Raw genomic sequence first — 16,522 nt, 5'->3', positions numbered from 1 at the left:
AATTGGACCGCGGTGTGGGATCGCTCCGCAGCAGACGTCTTCCGGCGCTCCTATTTCTTCTCCGGTTCCTTGTTCTTGCCGCTTTGAAGGTCTCCGATCTTTCCTGGGCCGTAAATGCGTGTCGTCTGGGCGTAGCCGCCCTTGCACACGATCCAGAACTGGTGGGTTCCGCGCTCCAGGATCACACGGGTCTCGAAGGCATCCTGAGTGCCGGGCGGCACCGGCACGTTGTAGACTTCAAACCGTTCGGTGGAGGCTTTTGACCAGAGGTCGGTCTTTTGCTCCGGCAGGCCTTGGGGATTGAAGCTGCCGGTGGAGTCCACCCGCTCGGCGATCAAGCGTTTCATCTCCTCCGAGATGCCGTGTGCCAGCGGGGACAAGACCATCACCGCCACCGCCGTCAGGATCGGAATGCTCCTCATGCTGGAACATTATCTTCCGGGCTTTTCCGATGCGATCCGGAATGTGGGTTTGGAGTGGGGCGGGGCATCCTGCCCTTTAACCACATCCTGCAAGGCGCGGCTACATAAAGGCGGCGCCTGAGGATGTTCTGGAACGTGGGAGCGGGTCCGCGAATGCAAACATCCCTCCCGGCGATGACTCGCCTCCACTCAAAGCGGCGATCGCTCGCCGCACTCCAAATCCAGCAGCCTAGCAGCAGCCGCAGTGGCTGCCGGTCTCGCAGGCCGGGGAAAGAGGCTGGTCGGGATCGGCTTCCGGGGCGTTCATCGCCGGATTCGGGGCGAGGGTGCCGAGGCCGAGTTTGGCCAGCAGCTCGCGGTCCTTTTCGACGGCGGGGTTCTTCGCGGTGAGGAGCTTGTCGCCGTAGAAGATCGAGTTCGCCCCGGCGAAGTAGCACAGAGCCTGGGTCTCGTCGGAGAGGCGGGTGCGGCCGGCGGAAAGGCGGACCTTCGCCTTCGGGATGGCGAGGCGGGTCACGGCGATCATGCGGACGAGGTCGAAGGGATCGACCACGGCGGTGCCTTCCAGCGGGGTGCCGGGCATCGGCATCAGCGAGTTGATCGGCACGCTTTCCGGCTGCGGATTGAAGTTGGAAATGACCTCCAGCATCTTCAGGCGGTCATCGATCGTTTCGCCGAGGCCGAGGATGCCGCCGCAACACACCGACATGCCGGCCTTCTGCACGTTCGAGATCGTGCGCAGGCGGTCCTCGTAGGTGTGGGTGGTGACGATGTTCGGGTAGTGCTCCGGTGAGGTGTCGAGGTTGTGGTTGTAGGCGGTGACACCGGCGTCCTTCAGGGCCACGGCTTCATCCGGGCCGAGTTCGCCGAGGGTCACGCAGACTTCCATGCCGAGCGAGGAGACATCGCGGACGATGTCGAGGACCTGCTCGAAACGCTGGGTGCCACCGCGGACACCGCGCCAGGCGGCGCCCATGCAGAAGCGGGTGGAGCCGGTTTCACGGGCGGCGCGGGCGCGCTCCATGATGGCGTCCTTGCTCATCAGCCGCTCGATCTCGATGCCCGAGTTGTAGCGGGCGGACTGGGCGCAGTAGGAGCAGTCCTCCGAGCAACCGCCGGTCTTGATCGAGAGCAGCGTGCAAAGCTGGATTTCCGCCTCCGGCCAGTTCGCCTCATGGACGGCGCGGGCCTGCTTGAGCAGTTCGAAAAACGGAAGGGAATGGAGGCGTTGAAGCTCGGCAAGTGTCATGGGCAGAGAGAAATGGGAGGGCGGATGAAAAGGGTGATCAGCATTCGTGATGCGGTTCGTGGCGGTGGCGAAGCACGGTTCCGTTTTTGGAAATGATCCAGCGGATGGTGGAGCAGGAGTCGCATTCCTCCGAACGCATCCATTCCACCAAAACGGTTCCGCTCTCTGCGGAGAGGTGGAGCCGGGGCTTTTTCAAGGCATTGAGCTGCTGTTGCAGTCGCCATGCCTGCTTTGCGGACAGGTTTTTGAAATCCACTCCGGGGTAGGTTTCGACGGCGAGGCCGGTCAGGTCCTTCCAAAAGCGCTCCGGGATGGGAATGGAGCGGCCCTCCCAGGTGAATTTGAAGAGCTCAAGGCGGGTGGACGACGGCGCTTCGGGATCACTTCGCTTCAAGCCGATTTCCAGCCGGATATCGGGATACTCGCCGTTGGGGGCGCGCTCGCAGAACGCCGTGTAGTGGAGGTGGCTCTGGACTTGCTGCCAATCGAGCGCCGGACCTTCCTCCTCTTTCCCGGCCTGCGCTCCCATGGCAACGGGAGCTGCTGCCGTGGCGGCGGCGGTCAGGAAGTGGCGGCGGTTCATGGCAGGAGCGGACAACGGAAAATCAGCGGGTCCAACCGCCGGAGGCGACGGGCAGGGTGCCTTGGCCGACCTGGTCGTAATTGGTCGGGCCGCGGGCACCTTCCATGGCGACGCCGGTGGCGGCCTTCCACTTGTCGCTCATGCTCTCCGCGGTGTGGCAGCCCCAGCTCTTGCAGTAGGCGTTTTTCGCGAACACGGAGGCGCGCAGGCGGCCGAGGTCGTTCTGGTGGATCCAGGCGGTGCTGGCGGCCATCACGTCATTGCCGTAGTCCAGCATGAAGCAATAGCGGTTCGAGTGGCCGAAGTAGTCGAAGGTCTGGATCGAGCCGCCCGGGCGGTTGTTGATGGCGCGGATGGCGTCGCCACCGCTGCTGACCCAGATCAGGGTGGCGCGGCGGGCGGCGGCCAGCTCGGTGAGCCAGGTGGTGTAGGGCTTGCCATCCTCGCGGCCGCGGGCGGCGTAGGCGGGTTGGTAGACGATCCAGACGAGCGGCGCGTCCTTGCCGTAGGCGGTGCGGATTTCCGCCATGCGCAGCGTGGAGGCGCGCACGAAGTTCGCCCACCAGCGGTCGTGCTGGTCTTCCGGGACGCGGTAGTTTTCCCAACGGCGCAGGGTCGGCCCGCCGGTGAGGATGACGTGATCGGCGGAGGCGACGGAGGTGAGGGCCGTCAGGGTGAGAAACGCGGCGGCGAGGAAGCGCGGAAGGCGTGCCATGGCGGAAGGATGGGATGGTGTTTCGGAAAATCGAAGCAAGAAATCGCTCGTTAGAGCGCGGCGGCGATTTTCTCCAGTCCCTCCAGCATCCGGGCGCGCGGGCAGCCGAAATTGAAGCGGAACCAGCCCGGCCATTGGAAAAACGCGCCGTCGGAAAGGAACAGGCCGGCATTTTTCTCGAAATGGAGCGCCGGATTGTCGTGGCCGAGCGGGCGGGCGTCGATCCACGCCAGATAGGTGGCCTCGCCGGGGTGGATGATCAGGCCGGGGCAGCGGTCGCGGATGAACTCGACGAGGGTGTCGCGGTTCTGGCGCAGGTAGGCGACGAGCTGCTGGCGCCAGGGCTCGCCGTGGCGGTAGGCGGCCTCGGCGGCGTGGTAGGAAAGGGCGCTGATCTCGGTGAGGGTGTGGCCCTTGGCGGCATTGAAACGGCGGCGCACGGAGTCGTCCGGGATCACGGCGAAGGCGTAGCCGAGGCCGGCGATATTCCAGGTCTTGCTCGGGGCGAGCAGGGTGATGGTGCGCTTCTGAAGCTCCTCGGGCAGCTTGAGGGCGGAAACGTGCGGGGTGGCGGCCTCATCGAGCACCAGATCGCAGTGGATCTCATCCGAGACCAGGATCAGGTCGTTTTCCTCGCAGAAAGTGGCGAGTTTTTCGAGCTCGTAGCGGCTGAAGACCCGGCCGAGCGGGTTCTGCGGGTTGCAGAGCAGGAAGACCTTGGTCTGCGGGGTGACGGCGCGCTCCATGGCGGCCCAGTCGAAGGTCCAGCGGCCGTCCTGAAAGACGTGGTCGACGGTGATCAACTCCGCGCCCGCGTCCTTGTGGACGCCAAGGAACGGCGGGTAGACCGGCGTGCAGGTCATGACCGCCTCGCCGCGCTGGCAGAAGGCGCGGGCGGCCAGCGAGAGGGCCGGGACGAGGCCGCCGAGGTGGACGACCTGGGCGAGTGGCACCTTCACGCCGATCCGGCGCTCCAGATACTCCAGCACGGCTTCATTGAGGCCTTCGTGGGCCTGGGCGTAGCCGAAAATGCCGTGGTCCACACGCCGGTGGATGCCCTCCAGGATGGCGGGAGGGGAGGCGAAGTCCATGTCCGCGACCCAGTAGGGATCGAGTTCCGGGCGGCGGTCGAACTTGATGCAGCCCGTGCCCTGGCGGGCGATCGGCGTGTCGAAATCGAAAGTCACGCGGGGGATTTAGCCCGCCAGCGCCCGCGGGCAAATGATTTTCCGAGCAATCCAGGCATTCCCGGTGCCCGTTCAAGCTTCCTCGGCGTCCGGCGTGCCGGACGGCTCGATCTGTTGGAGCTTGCGGTCGAGGAAGAAGGGGCCGAAGGGCACGATCGCGGCGATGAAGGCGAGCACCGACTGGCGGAACGAGATCTGCTTGTCCGCCCACGCCTGGAAGATGGCCAGCAGGAAGAGGATGAACAGCAGACCGTGGCACCAGCCGCCGTATTTCACGAACTCCGGCCGGTGGGCGACATACTTGAGCGGCATGGCGACGCCGAGGAGGAAGAGGAACGAGGCTCCTTCCGCCATGCCGAGGAGGCGCAGGCGACCGATGGGGCTGCTGAGACCGGGTGAACTCATGCCGGAGGAACGAAGCGAGGAGCGTGCCTTTGTCGAAGGAAATCGGGAAAAACCATTGATGCGCGTTCAGTCCTTCCTCTCCTCGGTGGGTTTTGACAGCCGTCTCTCCAGTTCCTCGATGCGCTTTTGTTGGTCGCCCAACGCCCGGGCCGTATTGATGGCGATGGCGAATACGAGGATGAGCCCCATGCCGACCGGAACTCCGTAGTCGGGTGCCGGGCGTGGGCCGCTCCACTTCAAGTTGGTCAACAGAACGAGCATGCCGAAGACCATCGCGAGCACTGCCGCACCGTAGAGGACCCGGATTTGTATCGTGCTCGATTTATCATTGGGAGCCATGCTCCTGCCTAGTGGCAATGCTGGTTCCGGGCAAGGCGTGACGTTCTCCAGCTGAGATCCGGACATCCGAAACGAAACTTCATTTGAAACGTCGTCAGGCCTCCGGTTGCAGCGCCAATCGAAATCGGGGTTGCATGGGCGAGGGTAACTTTACCCAACCTGCACTGTCACCAGTGCAGCTACGCAGAAACCGATCACTTCACCTTCACCTTGATGACGGTGGAGAGGCCGGGGCGAAGTGTGTCCTCGAAGCCCTTGATGGAGTCGGCATCGAAGACGATCTTCACCGGCACGCGCTGGACGACCTTGGTGAAGTTGCCGGTGGCGTTGTCCGGCGGCAGCAGCGCGAACTGGGCACCGGTGGACGGGGAGATGCTGTCGATCTTGCCTTTGAACGTCCTGCCATCCAGCGCGTCAACGCTGACCTCGACCTCCTGGCCGGGCTTCATCGACTTGAGCTGCGTTTCCTTGAAGTTGGCGACCACCCACACGTCGTTTTCGACGAGCGCGAACACCGGTTGCCCGGCCTGGATGCGGTTGCCGGTTTCGATGTTCTTGTTGCCTACGTAGCCATCGGCGGGCGCGACGATCTTCGTGTAATCGTATTGGCGCTGGGCATCGCGGAGCGCGGCGACCTGGGCGTCGGTGTTGGCTTTGGCGGCCTGGATCTCGGCGGCGGCGGCTTCGATGGCGGCCTCGCTGGTCTTCTTCTTTGCCTCGGAGGCGACGAGCGCGGCCTTCGCTCCATCGAGGGTGGCGGTGGTGGAGGCGACGATGCCGCGGGTGGTGTCGAGTTCCGCCTCCGACACGGCGCGGGTGTCACCGCGGGAGAGGTTGCGGTTGCGGTTGTAGTTGATGTTCGCGAGATCGAGCTGGGCTTCGATCTGCTTCACCTGCGCGTCGGCGCTGGCGATCTGGGCACCGGCCTGGAGGGACTCGGCCTTGGCCTGGTCGAGCGCGGCCTTCGCCTGGGCTTCGCGGGCGATCGACTGGGCCTTCGCGGCCTCGATCTTCTGGCGCAGGATGTCGAACTCGAGCGGATCGATCTCGGCGAGCACCTGTCCGGCCTTCACCGGTTCGTTTTCATCGACGAGGACCTTGGTCACGGGGCCACCGACGCCGGGGCTGATGCGGTGGATGTGGCCGGTGATGTAGGCGTCCTCGGTTTTCTCGAAGGAGATCGACTCGTGCACGAAATGGACAAGCCAGGCTACGCCACCGGTGAGGATGCCGAGGGTGACGAGGCGGGAAAGCAGGCTGCGTTTCTTTTTCACGGGAGCAGGGGCGGGACCGGCGGTGCCGTTCGCGAGGTCGTCGGGCAGGATGCCGGATTCCCCGCAGGTTTCTTCGGATGGAGGGGACGATTGATCGGACATGACGGGACAAATGGGAAAGGGGTTCAGTGGGCAGCCGCGGCGGCATCGCCCGCGTTCTTGTTCGGCTTGCCGCCGAGGAAGAACAGGAGGGGAAGCGTGAAGATGAAGAGCGCCGCGACGTAGGTGAAGATGTCCTCGTAGGACTGGAGCAGGGCCTGGCCGGAGACGATGCGGTCGAGCAGGCCCATCGCCTGGTCGTGGGCGACCTGCTTGCTGCCGGAGTGCGCGGCGAAGGCATTGGTGAGGAGATCGACACGTTCGCCGACCTGCGGGCGGAAGTCGGAAATGCGTTCGACCAACACCGATCGGTGCAAGGCCTCGCGGCGGGCGAGCAGGGTGGTGATCAGCGCGATGCCGATGCTGCTGCCGAGCTGGCGAGTGAGGCTGTAGAAGCCGGACCCGGCGGCGATGTCCTTCTTGTCGAGCGGCCCCAACGTCGCGATGCTCAGCGGCATGAACATCATCACGCTGCCGAAACCACGGGCAATCAGCGGCCAGAACAACTGCTTGGTGCCGGTATCCGGATTGATGTCCATCAGTAGGACACCGGTGAGGCTGGTGAGGATCGCGCCGAAGAAGATCATCACGCGCGGCGAGACCTTGTTGCCGATCTTGCCATACATCATCATCATGGTGGCGGAAGCGATCGCGCCGGGCACCAGGATGAGACCGCTCTGGAGCGCAGTGTAGTGGAGGTAGTCCTGCACGAAGATCGGCACGGCGAACATGATGCCGTAGAGGCCCATGCCGAGCACGGCGGAGTAGAGGCTGCCGCCGATCATCGAGCGGTAGCGCAGCACGCGCAGGTCCACCGCGGGGTGCTCGGTGGTGAGTTCCCGCCAGATGAAGAGGGCGATGCCGATCACGCTGGCGATGGCGACGGTGAGGATGAAGCGGGACTCGAACCAATCGTCCTGCTGGCCCTCTTCCAAGAACAACTGGAAGCACGCGAGGCCGATGGCGAGCAGGCCGATGCCGGTCCAGTCCACCTTGCCGGTGCGGTTGATTTCCTCCGGTCGGTCGGCGGGCATGAAGGTGGTGCACATCAGCACCGCGAGCACGCCGAGCGGCAGGTTGATGAAGAAGATCCAGCGCCAGCCCATGTTGTCGGTGAGCCATCCACCGAGCACCGGACCAATGGCGGGACCGACGATCACGCCGAGCCCGAAGATCGCTTGGGCCAGCGGGCGCTCCTTCGGCGAGAAGGTTTCAAAGACGATCGACTGCGCCTTCGCGAGCAGGCCGCCACCGGCGATGCCCTGCAACACACGGGCGAAGATCAGCATGCCGAGGCTGTTCGAAACGCCGCACAGCAGCGAGGCCAAGGTGAAGCCGATCAACGAGAAGACGAAATAATTGCGGCGGCCGAAGCGATGGCCGAGCCAGGCGGAGAGGGGAATGATGACCACGTTCGCGCAGGCGTAGCTGGTGGAGATCCAGCCGGCCTCGGAGAGGGTCGCGCCGAGGTTGCCGCGGATGTCGGGCAGGGCGACGTTGGTGATCACGGTGTCGATCACCTCGAGGATCGCGCCGAGCGAGGCGGCGAGCGCGATCACCCATTTCAGCAGGCCCTTGTTCAAAAGGCGCACCGCGAGCGGGCTGAGCTGCTCCGGATCGGAGCCATAGAGGGTGGCGGCGGCCGCGCTCATTTCGGGGAAGCGGAAATGCCGCGCACGATGAGATCGACGCAGGCGCGGATGTAATGGTCCTGCTTGTACTCCAGCTTGAAGGGACAATCGGACCTCAGGACGTGGGTGAAAATCATGCCGACGAGCTGGTCGACCACGATCATCGGATCGACGTCCGCGAGCACCTCGCCACGGGCCTGCGCGTCGCGGAGGCGCTTGGTGAGTTCGTCACGGCGCGGACGGAAAATCGCGCGGAGCACCTTCATCTCGTGCTCCTCGAACTTCTGGATTTCACCGACGAGCACGCGCATCAGCGAGACGTTCTGCTTCAGGCTGGCATGGTCCGCCTCGGCGAAAGCGGTGATGAGTTCGCGCAACGGCGTGCCTTCCGGCAGGGTGTCGAACTTCTCGGCGAGGGGATTGGACTTCCGCTCGAAGGCCTTTTCGAGAACCGCGGCGAGCAGGTTCTGCTTGGTCTGGAAGTTCCGGAACAAGGTCACCTCGTTGACCCCGGCGGTGCGGGCGATCTCGCGGGTGGTGGCGCTGCTCAGTCCATCGCGGGCGAACACGGTGGCGGCGGCCTCCACGAGTCGTTCCGACGCGGTGGCCTTGCGGCGGTCCGGGGCTGGGGTGCGGGCAGGCATGATGTATGCAAGTGGTTGCTTGCATTCGTGCGCCCGATGCGGCCCGGTCTCAAGTGGAAATTCCGGACGGCACGGGGGATTCCTACGTAGGGGGCTGCGGGTGGCGAGCGGAGTTCAAACGGAAAAAGCACCCCGGATTGCTCCGAGGTGCTTTTGGTGGCGGGTGGCAACCGGGGCCGGAAATTAGGGTTCGCTGACCTTCGCCCGGATGAAGGCGCGGGCCGGAAACGGCGGCTCGACATCGCGGAGGTAGAACGAGCGGTTGGTCCATCCGGTTTCGGGCGGGTCGATATTGAGCTGCACGCCTGGCAGATCCCCGGCGGGCACTTCGCTGACGACGAGGTCCCAGGTGGCGAGATCGAGGCTGCCCTGGATGTGATAGATCGCGCCGTCCACCGTGCCGGACACGAGTTCCGTGCCGCCGCTGAAGGTGGCGCCGTTCCGCACTGGGAGGGTGATGGTCAGGGCGGGAACCGTGTTGACGGTGGCGATTCTCGTGACGATCCGGCCACCGGTGGAACCGCTGAGCGGGCCTTCATTGAAGGCGAACTCGCCGAGGTTGTTCAGGCCGTCGCCATCGGGATCGGCGGAGGTGGCGTTGTTGCCCGCGGTCAGGCCCTTGTCGAACGCCCAGGCCTGGTAACCGGTGGCTCCGGTGGTGGCCTTGATGCGGCCGGTGCCGGTGAAGTGGGCGTCGTCGATGTGGGTCGCGCCGGAGCCGGTGGCTCCCCAGGTGCCAGCGATCTGCAGGACACCGTTGATGTAAAGCTGGTTCACCGTGTCCTCGGCCCCGTGCGGGAGATCGAGGACGGCGGCGCTGCCGAGGTTCACGTTCGCGGTGTTGGAGAGGGTGGCGGTGGTGAGGCTCAGGGTGCCGGCGTTCACGGTGGTGTCACCGGTGTAGCTATAGGAGCCGGAGATCTTGAGCGTGCCGGTGCCGGTCTTGGTCAGGGTCCGTGCGCCCGATCCCGCGCCGCTGTTCTGGGCGAGTAAACCGGTGAACTCCAGATCGACCGCGGCCGCGCCGTTGGCGGTGTCCACCGTGAGGTTGGCGAAGGTTAGGTCCATGCGGTTGTTGATCTTCGACGTGACGGGAGAAGCCAGGGCGTTGATGACCAGACCGCCGCTGGAAGCACGCAGGTAGTCGTTGGTGTTCGTGGGCGCGTTGATCGTTCCGCCGGTGAGGTTCCAAGTCTGGACGTATTCGGAGCCTGACAGGTTGAGCGTGCCGCCATTCACATTGACCACTCGGGTGCTGGCGGTGGCCCGGCCATCGATCGCGAAGGGCACCGTGGTGGTGACAGTGGCTCCGGGATTGATCGTCAGCGTGCCGTTGCCCACCGCGCCGGTGGAGTTGCCGAAGCCCGCGTTCTTCGACAGCGTGAGCGTGCCGCCATCGACGGTGGTGCCGCCGCTGTAGTTGTTGGCCGCACCGGTGCCGGAGAAGGTCTGGTTGCCGGTGCCGACCTTGCGGATGGCGAGCGCGGGACTGCCGGTGCCGCCCTGGGTGAGCTGGCCGGAGAAGTTTCCGCCACCGTTGGCCGAGCCGATGGTGAGGGTGTTGTTGGTCGAGCTGTTGGTGCCGATGGCACCGGAGCCGCTGAGGGCGTTGATGGTTTCGCCGACGCTGCTGAAGGACAGGTTCAAGGTGCCGTTGACGGTCACGTTGGACGCATCCGGGATGGTGTCCGCCACGGCTCCCGCGGCTCCGAGTTGCAGGGTGGCCGCGGAGGCGATGACGAGGTCACCGGTGAAGGTGTTGTCCGCGAGTTCGAAGACGACGCGGTTGCCCGCGGTGGTCGGGGCTGCGATCGTCAGCGTGCCGACATTGCCGGTGAGGCCGCGGAAGTTGACGCGGTTGCTGGCGGTCGCGCCGTTCCTCAGGGTGGTCGCGCGGTTCAGGAAAATGCCGTTGTAGGTGAGGCTGTCGCCCGCGGTGGGACCGCTGCCGATGGTCACGGTGCCGGTGCCGAGCGAACTGACCACGATCGATTTCGCCATGCTCTGGCCGGTGGCGGTGCCGGTGTAGAGCAGCGAGGTCGCGTTCGCCAGGGTGTTGGCGTCGCCGAGGGTGATCGAACCGTTTCCGAAGGCTGCTCCCGAGGCCACGGTGGTGGTGACGGTGCCGGAGGAGATGATCACCCCACCGGTGAAGGTGCTGGCGGTGTTGTTCAGCGCCAGGGTGCCCGCGCCGGATTTGACCAGCGAGGTGGCGCCGCGGATGCCGCCGGTCCCGGAAAAGGTGTAGGTGTTCGCGGAGTTGGAAACGGTGATCGCGGAAGGCGCGAGATTGCCGGTCAAGGTCACCGTCTGATCGACGGCGGTGTCGCCGAAGGCCACGGAGTCACCCCAGAAGAAGAGGGAGTCCGCGGTGCCGGTCCACGGCGTGGTGGTGTTGACGTCCCATACGCCGCCGGTGGTGGCGCTCCAGGCTTTCGCCTCGGCCTTGTATTCGAGCGAAACGAGGCCGGCGGAGTTCGTCAGCAAGCCGCTGCGGAAATTGGTCTGCGCGATGAAGGCTCCCGCGCCGGATTGGGTGCCGGTGTAGCGCAGCACCTTGACGGGGCCGCTGCCGGTGGCGGTGGTGAAATCGCCGAGCTGGCTGGTGTAGATGTCGGTGGTGCCATTGAGCACGAGGTTGGAGCCCTGCACGGCGTTGTTGCCGGTGGTGCTCGCGAGGATACCTGCACCGGCGACGTTGTTGAACGTGATGGTGCCGGTGGTGGTGCCGGTGCCGGTGAGGGTGGCACCGCCAATGAGCAGGTTGGACGTCAGCGTACCGGTGAGCGCGAGCGTGCCCAGGTTCACCGTGGTGGTGCCGGTGTAGGCGCTGGCTCCGGAGAGTGTCAGCGTGCCGCCGCCATTCTTGTTGAGCGCGCCGGTGCCGGCGGGGATGCCGCCGCTGAGGGTGAGGTTGGTTTCGCTGCGGAGGATGTCGAAGGTCCCGGCCACCCCGGTGGCGAGGGTGAACCCGCGGTCGGTCGAGGCGGTGGTGCCGGTGTATTGGAGGGTGCTGGCCGCTCCGAAGACCAGGTTCGCCGCGGCATTCGAGGCGGCCCCGAGGTTGCCGGGCGTGCCGCCGTTGTTGAGGGCGGAAACGCGGGTGGTGCCCGCCAACAGGGTGGTGACACCGGTGTAGGTGTTCAGTCCGTTCAGGACGACGGTGCCGCCATCGGTGCGGTCGAGCTTGCCGGTGCCGTCGATCACGCCGTTGATCGTGATCACCTTGCTGAAGGCGTTGCGGATTCCTCCGCCATTGCTGCCGAGCGTGATGGAGCGCGAGGCGGGCAGGTCGAGGTTGGTGCCGCCGCTGAAGGCGCTGGAGGTCGAGTTGATGAGGATGTTGGAGAGAATCCCGTTGTTCAGTGTGACGGTGTTCGTGGAGGCACCGAGGGCGGAGTCGGTGGCGATACCGAGCAGGCCTGAGGTGCTGGCGCTGGCGATGGACACCGCGCCGGTGAAGCTATTGACGCCGGTGAGGAAAAGGCCGCCAGGGCTGTTGTGGGTGATGCCGGTGACACGGGTGCCGAGGATTCCCGAAAGCAGCACGCCGGAGGGATTCGCGCCGGACGGCGCGTCGGTGGCGCGGGTGCTGGAGTTCACCAGCGCGATGTTGCCAGTGCCGGTGAGACCGATGGAACCGCTGACGACGATGTGGCGGCTGGCGACGCTGGAGTTGTTCCGGAACGTGAGGGTTTGATTGGCGCTGGCGGTGATCGGGCCGCTCACGGTCATGCCACCATTGGTCGTGCCAACATCGAGGTCGGTGTTGGCCAGGTTGACGGCGGCCACGACGCGGATGGTTTCGCCATCGGCGGCGGCTCCGGTCGAGCTGATGGCCGCATTGTTGTTGGTGAAGACGTTGGCGGTGCCGCCGGTATTGTCGAGGGTCAGCGCGCCGCCGGCGGGGTTGATGATCCAGAGCTTGCCGGGGTCATTGCCCTGGAGCTGGCCCACGGTGACATTGGTGGGCAGCGCGGTGGTCGCATTGGTGGTGGTGCTGGTGTATTGCGCCACATCACCGGGGGTGTTCGGGAAGCCACCTCCCCAGTTGTTGGTGTTCCAATCGGCGTTCACACCGCTCGACCAGGTGAAGCTGGCGGCCGCGGCGATGCCGGTGACGGAGAGGGATACGATGAGAGGGAGGAGGAAGCGACGGGGTTTCATGCGGTTCTTGGGACGTTGCAATAACGCAGCCCCCGGATGCCGGAGGCCGCTTGCTTCCAATTCCGTCCCGGTCGAAAACCTGACCGTCGAAAGTTGTTTTCCGCGGCACCACTTCTGCCACGGGCATCGGCTTCCCCCTCAGGGAGGGAAGGATGACCAGTGCCCCCACCGCGCGACCATCGAGTTCTCCCCCCGGATTTCCCGATGGCGATGCGCGGCAGGAGCGGAGTTCAATTCTACAATTCCGACGGCTTCGGCAAGAGGTTTCCGTAGCGATGACGCGTTTCGGAAACCGCCTGCTCGCGGAGCCATGCCGGCCACTCGAGCCGGGCGTTGTAGAGAACGTGTCCATCGGCCCAGCGGAGGCCCGCGGCGATGGCTGCGGATTTCAAGGAGGCTGAGGCACTTGGAGCGCGCAGGACCCCGAATTCACCGGCGATTCCACCCAGCCGGGCGGCCAGGGCTGCTTCGGATTCCACGATGGTTTCGTAGCCGAGACCTCCAACCCAGCCCCGCGGGTCCGCCATCGAAATGCTGGCCGGGATGCCCATCGCGGCGGTGACGAGCAGCAGGCGCGCCAGCTCGGCATCGGTGGTCTTTTCACTGATGCGGATCAGCGCCCGCTTGAACTTCCGGTAGCGGAAGATGTTCGACTCGAAACGCAAGCCGCTGGGATCGTGGCTCTTCGAGAACTCCGCAGCGTTCCAGAAGGCATCGCTGCCGGAGGCGGCGGTGAGCTCGGCGGCGCTGGCAGGCAGCAGCTCGACGAGTTTCTCCAACAGCCCGGCGGCGGCGCTGGCGGGCGCGGCGACCTGCTGGGGCAGGCTGGCATTGGTCCAGGTGCCGAAGAGCTGGCAGTAGTTCGGGCCACCGGCCTTCGAGCCCGGGCCGAAGCACGAGCGCTTCCAGCCGCCGAAGGGTTGGCGCTGGACGATGGCCCCGGTGATCGGGCGGTTGATGTAGGCATTGCCCACCTCCACGTTCTCGCGCCACAGGTCGATCTCGCGGTCGTCCAGCGAGCTGATGCCGCCGGTGAGCGCGAAGTTGGAATCGTTCTGGATGCGGATGGCGTGCTTCACGTCATTGGCGCGGATCAGGCCGAGCACCGGGCCGAAGCACTCGGTGCGGCGGAACCAGCCGTGCGGATCCACGCCGAGCTTGATGCCGGGCGACCACAGGCACGGGTTGCCATCGATCATCTCCGGTTCCAGCAGCCACTCCTCGCCGGGCTCCAGCGTGGTGAGGGCGCGCTGCAATTCCGCGCCCGGCTCGCGGATCACCGGGGTAACGATGGAATCGAGATGCCAGGAGCCTGCGACGCGCAATGAACTGGCGGCATCCTTGAGCTGCTTGCGGAAGCCGGGGTTGTCGTAGACTTCTGCCTCGATGATCCCGAGCGAGGCGGCGGAACATTTCTGGCCGGCGTGGCCGAAGGCGCTCTTCACGAGGTCCTTCACGGCCTGGTCCGGATCGGCGGCGGCGGTGACCACCAGCGAGTTCTTGCCGCTGGTCTCCGCGAAGAGGCGGAGCGACGGCTTCCAATCGAGGAACATGCGCGCCGTTTCATACGCACCGGTGAGGATGACCGCGCCGATGCGGTCGTCGGTCACGAGCGACTTGCCGATCTCGTTGTCCGGGCAGGGGACGAACTGGAGCACGTCCTTCGGGATGCCGGCGCGCCACAGGCAGTTGATCATCACCCAGCCGGTGAGGACGGTTTCCGGGGCGGGCTTGAAGATGACGGTGTTACCGCCGATCAGCGCGGCCAGCACGCTGCCGAGCGGGATGGCGAAGGGGAAGTTCCACGGCGGTGTGACCAGCACGGTGCCGAAGGGCTCGAACTCCGAGCCATCGTCGAAACCGGCGGTGGAAAAACCACGCGCATAGTAGTTCGCGAAATCGATCGCTTCCGAGATCTCGCCGTCGGACTCGGTCACCGCCTTGCCGCCATCGAGCATCATGGTCGAGGTCGCCAGACCGCGGGCGTTCGCCACTTCCGCGGCGACCTGGCGCAGCAGCGCGGCGCGGCCTTCGTAGCCGAGCGCCTGCCAGGAGGCGCGGGAGGCAACGGCGGCTTGCAACGCCCGTTCGACCTGCTCCGGGCCCGCCAGCGCGTGGCGGTAGGCGTCGACGCCGGGGCGCGATGGATCGCGGCCGATGGCCAGGGAAGCACCGGCTTCCTCCTTGCCCGCGATCACCAGCGGGATGTCCGCGATGGCGGCACCACGCGCGGCATCGATGGTCTCGCGGATCCACTTGCGGTTCTGCGGCAGCGAATAGTCGGTGTCGTCGGCGTTGTGGAAGGGCGCATCCACCGGCAGCGGATCGGTGTGCTCGGTGGCGCGGTTCTGGTGGCGTTTCGGCCCGGCGAGCACGGTGTCCTTGCGGGCGCAGGCGCGGAGGAAGCGCTGTTCCTGGCGCTTCCAGGCGGCATTGCCCGGCGCGATGTCGAAGAGGTCGTGGAGGAAGTTTTCCTCGGAGGTGTTCTCATCGAGGCGGCGGACGAGGTAGGCGATGGCGCTGTGGAAGTCCTCGCGGTTCACCACCGGGGCGTAGAGCAGCAGGCCACCCGCGACCTCGTGCACGGCACGGGCCTGGTGGTTCGCCATGCCTTCCAGCATCTCGAACTCGACCTTGTCCTCGGTGCCCTCACGGGCGCGCAGCAGCAGGGTGTAGGCGATGTCGAAAAGGTTGTGGCTGGCCACGCCGTGGCGGACGTACTTCGCGGTCTCCGGCTTGCAGGCCTCGTGGACCATGCGCTTGAAGTTCGCGTCCACCTCCTCCTTCGAATCGTAGGGGGCCAGCGGCCAATCGTGCAGCTCGGCCTCCACGCTTTCCATGGCGAGGTTCGCGCCCTTCACGATGCGGATCTTGATGCCCGCGCCGCCGCGAGCCACGCGGTCCTTCGCCCAAGCGATGAGGTCCTTCTGCACCGGCCAGGAATCCGGCAGGTAGGCCTGGAGCACGATGCCGGCCTCCAGTTTCATGAACTCCGGCTCATCGAGCACGGTGCGGAAGGCATCGCAGGTGAGGTGGAGGTCGCGGTATTCCTCCATGTCCAGGTTCACGAACTTCGGCCTGCCGTTGATCGGATTCTGGATCGCCACGCGATAGAGTTCGCGCAGGCGCTCGGTGATGCGGGCCAGCGTTTCCTGTTCGCCGACAAGGTGGATCTGGGAGAAGATCGCGGAGATCTTCACGGAGAGGTAGTCGCAGTCCGGCGACTTCAGGCGGTCGATGACGGCCTGGATGCGGTGGGCGGCCTCGCCTTCGCCGAGGATGGCCTCTCCGAGCTGGTTAAGGTTCATGCGCATGCCGGCCTGCTTGCGGCGGGCGAGCAGCGGCTTCAGCTTGTCATCCTCGGCGGGAAGGATCACCGAGGCGCTCTGGGCGCGCATGGCGCCGGTCACGGCGGGCATCACGATGTCCGGCGCGACCGCCGAAAAGGTGGCCCCGGCCTTCATCGCCACGCGCTCCGGCATGGAGAGGTAGTGCGGCACGCCATAGCCCTCGACGAGGTAGCGGAACTGCGCCGCGGAGCGCGAATGCGTCGGCGGGCGGAACACCTGGTCGGCCATTGCCAGCGTGAACGCCTTTCCGGCCGGATCGACCATCATGCGGGCCATCTGGGCGGCCTGGCGGCGTTCGGAGATCCGTTGTTCGTTTTTGGCCGAATCCAGAAGATCGGCGGCGAGCTCCACGGCCTCGGTGGCCAGGGCCTGGTCGTCGATCTTCTGCTTCTTCACCCGGCTCAGCCGGTCACGAACGGATTGGATGCTCATCATCTATAAGATCGCACCCGTGTCT

12 protein-coding genes are annotated in these 16,522 nt (G+C 65.6%); all 12 read right to left on the bottom strand.

Annotated features, from left to right (window positions below; translation table 11 throughout):
• Window positions 1–50: 50 nt before the first annotated feature.
• The gene (locus tag llg_RS18190) at window positions 51–422 is read right to left on the bottom strand and encodes a hypothetical protein (RefSeq protein ID WP_338286267.1); all 372 of its coding nucleotides are present in this window, start codon (window positions 420–422) and stop codon (window positions 51–53) included.
• A gap of 229 nt (window positions 423–651) precedes the next feature.
• Window positions 652–1,671 carry a biotin synthase BioB gene (bioB, locus tag llg_RS18185; protein ID WP_338286266.1) on the bottom strand — a complete coding sequence of 340 codons (1,020 nt, stop codon included), beginning with the start codon at window positions 1,669–1,671 and terminating at the stop codon, window positions 652–654.
• Between the two features lie 37 nt (window positions 1,672–1,708).
• Complete coding sequence (locus llg_RS18180) at window positions 1,709–2,254, bottom strand: hypothetical protein (protein ID WP_338286265.1); 546 nt, start codon at window positions 2,252–2,254, stop codon at window positions 1,709–1,711.
• Window positions 2,255–2,276: 22 nt separating this feature from the next.
• Window positions 2,277–2,969, bottom strand: a complete 693-nt coding sequence (locus tag llg_RS18175; RefSeq protein ID WP_338286264.1) for a hypothetical protein — start codon at window positions 2,967–2,969, stop codon at window positions 2,277–2,279.
• A 50-nt stretch (window positions 2,970–3,019) separates the two neighbouring features.
• Complete coding sequence (locus llg_RS18170; protein WP_338286263.1) at window positions 3,020–4,156, bottom strand: PatB family C-S lyase; 1,137 nt, start codon at window positions 4,154–4,156, stop codon at window positions 3,020–3,022.
• 72 nt (window positions 4,157–4,228) lie between these two features.
• A complete protein-coding gene (locus tag llg_RS18165; protein ID WP_338286262.1) occupies window positions 4,229–4,561 on the bottom strand; it encodes a DUF3817 domain-containing protein in 333 nt (110 codons plus the stop codon).
• A 66-nt stretch (window positions 4,562–4,627) separates the two neighbouring features.
• Window positions 4,628–4,900: a hypothetical protein gene (locus llg_RS18160; protein WP_338286261.1), complete on the bottom strand. Its 273-nt coding sequence runs from the start codon at window positions 4,898–4,900 to the stop codon at window positions 4,628–4,630.
• Between the two features lie 194 nt (window positions 4,901–5,094).
• Window positions 5,095–6,276: an HlyD family secretion protein gene (locus llg_RS18155; protein ID WP_338286260.1), complete on the bottom strand. Its 1,182-nt coding sequence runs from the start codon at window positions 6,274–6,276 to the stop codon at window positions 5,095–5,097.
• Between the two features lie 23 nt (window positions 6,277–6,299).
• Complete coding sequence (locus tag llg_RS18150) at window positions 6,300–7,925, bottom strand: DHA2 family efflux MFS transporter permease subunit (RefSeq protein ID WP_338286259.1); 1,626 nt, start codon at window positions 7,923–7,925, stop codon at window positions 6,300–6,302.
• Complete coding sequence (locus tag llg_RS18145) at window positions 7,922–8,548, bottom strand: TetR/AcrR family transcriptional regulator (protein WP_338286258.1); 627 nt, start codon at window positions 8,546–8,548, stop codon at window positions 7,922–7,924. Before llg_RS18145 ends, llg_RS18150 begins: the two co-directional genes overlap by 4 nt.
• A gap of 183 nt (window positions 8,549–8,731) precedes the next feature.
• Window positions 8,732–12,715 carry an autotransporter-associated beta strand repeat-containing protein gene (locus llg_RS18140; protein WP_338286257.1) on the bottom strand — a complete coding sequence of 1,328 codons (3,984 nt, stop codon included), beginning with the start codon at window positions 12,713–12,715 and terminating at the stop codon, window positions 8,732–8,734.
• Between the two features lie 236 nt (window positions 12,716–12,951).
• Window positions 12,952–16,497, bottom strand: a complete 3,546-nt coding sequence (locus llg_RS18135; protein WP_338286256.1) for a bifunctional proline dehydrogenase/L-glutamate gamma-semialdehyde dehydrogenase — start codon at window positions 16,495–16,497, stop codon at window positions 12,952–12,954.
• Window positions 16,498–16,522: the final 25 nt, after the last annotated feature.

The organism is Luteolibacter sp. LG18, from assembly GCF_036322585.1.
Classification (GTDB): domain Bacteria; phylum Verrucomicrobiota; class Verrucomicrobiia; order Verrucomicrobiales; family Akkermansiaceae; genus Luteolibacter.
Note: the sequence above shows the minus strand (reverse complement) of the source record. Positions and strands in the feature narration are given on the sequence as shown.

Excerpts from the sequence above, each read along its gene's own strand:
- llg_RS18180 (WP_338286265.1), bottom strand. The coding sequence starts at position 2,254 with ATGAACCGCCGCCACTTCCTGACCGCCGCCGCCACGGCAGCAGCTCCC.
- bioB (WP_338286266.1), bottom strand. The coding sequence starts at position 1,671 with ATGACACTTGCCGAGCTTCAACGCCTCCATTCCCTTCCGTTTTTCGAA.
- llg_RS18135 (WP_338286256.1), bottom strand. The coding sequence starts at position 16,497 with ATGAGCATCCAATCCGTTCGTGACCGGCTGAGCCGGGTGAAGAAGCAG.
- llg_RS18160 (WP_338286261.1), bottom strand. The coding sequence starts at position 4,900 with ATGGCTCCCAATGATAAATCGAGCACGATACAAATCCGGGTCCTCTAC.
- llg_RS18190 (WP_338286267.1), bottom strand. The coding sequence starts at position 422 with ATGAGGAGCATTCCGATCCTGACGGCGGTGGCGGTGATGGTCTTGTCC.
- llg_RS18175 (WP_338286264.1), bottom strand. The coding sequence starts at position 2,969 with ATGGCACGCCTTCCGCGCTTCCTCGCCGCCGCGTTTCTCACCCTGACG.
- llg_RS18150 (WP_338286259.1), bottom strand. The coding sequence starts at position 7,925 with ATGAGCGCGGCCGCCGCCACCCTCTATGGCTCCGATCCGGAGCAGCTC.
- llg_RS18145 (WP_338286258.1), bottom strand. The coding sequence starts at position 8,548 with ATGCCTGCCCGCACCCCAGCCCCGGACCGCCGCAAGGCCACCGCGTCG.
- llg_RS18140 (WP_338286257.1), bottom strand. The coding sequence starts at position 12,715 with ATGAAACCCCGTCGCTTCCTCCTCCCTCTCATCGTATCCCTCTCCGTC.
- llg_RS18155 (WP_338286260.1), bottom strand. The coding sequence starts at position 6,276 with ATGTCCGATCAATCGTCCCCTCCATCCGAAGAAACCTGCGGGGAATCC.
- llg_RS18165 (WP_338286262.1), bottom strand. The coding sequence starts at position 4,561 with ATGAGTTCACCCGGTCTCAGCAGCCCCATCGGTCGCCTGCGCCTCCTC.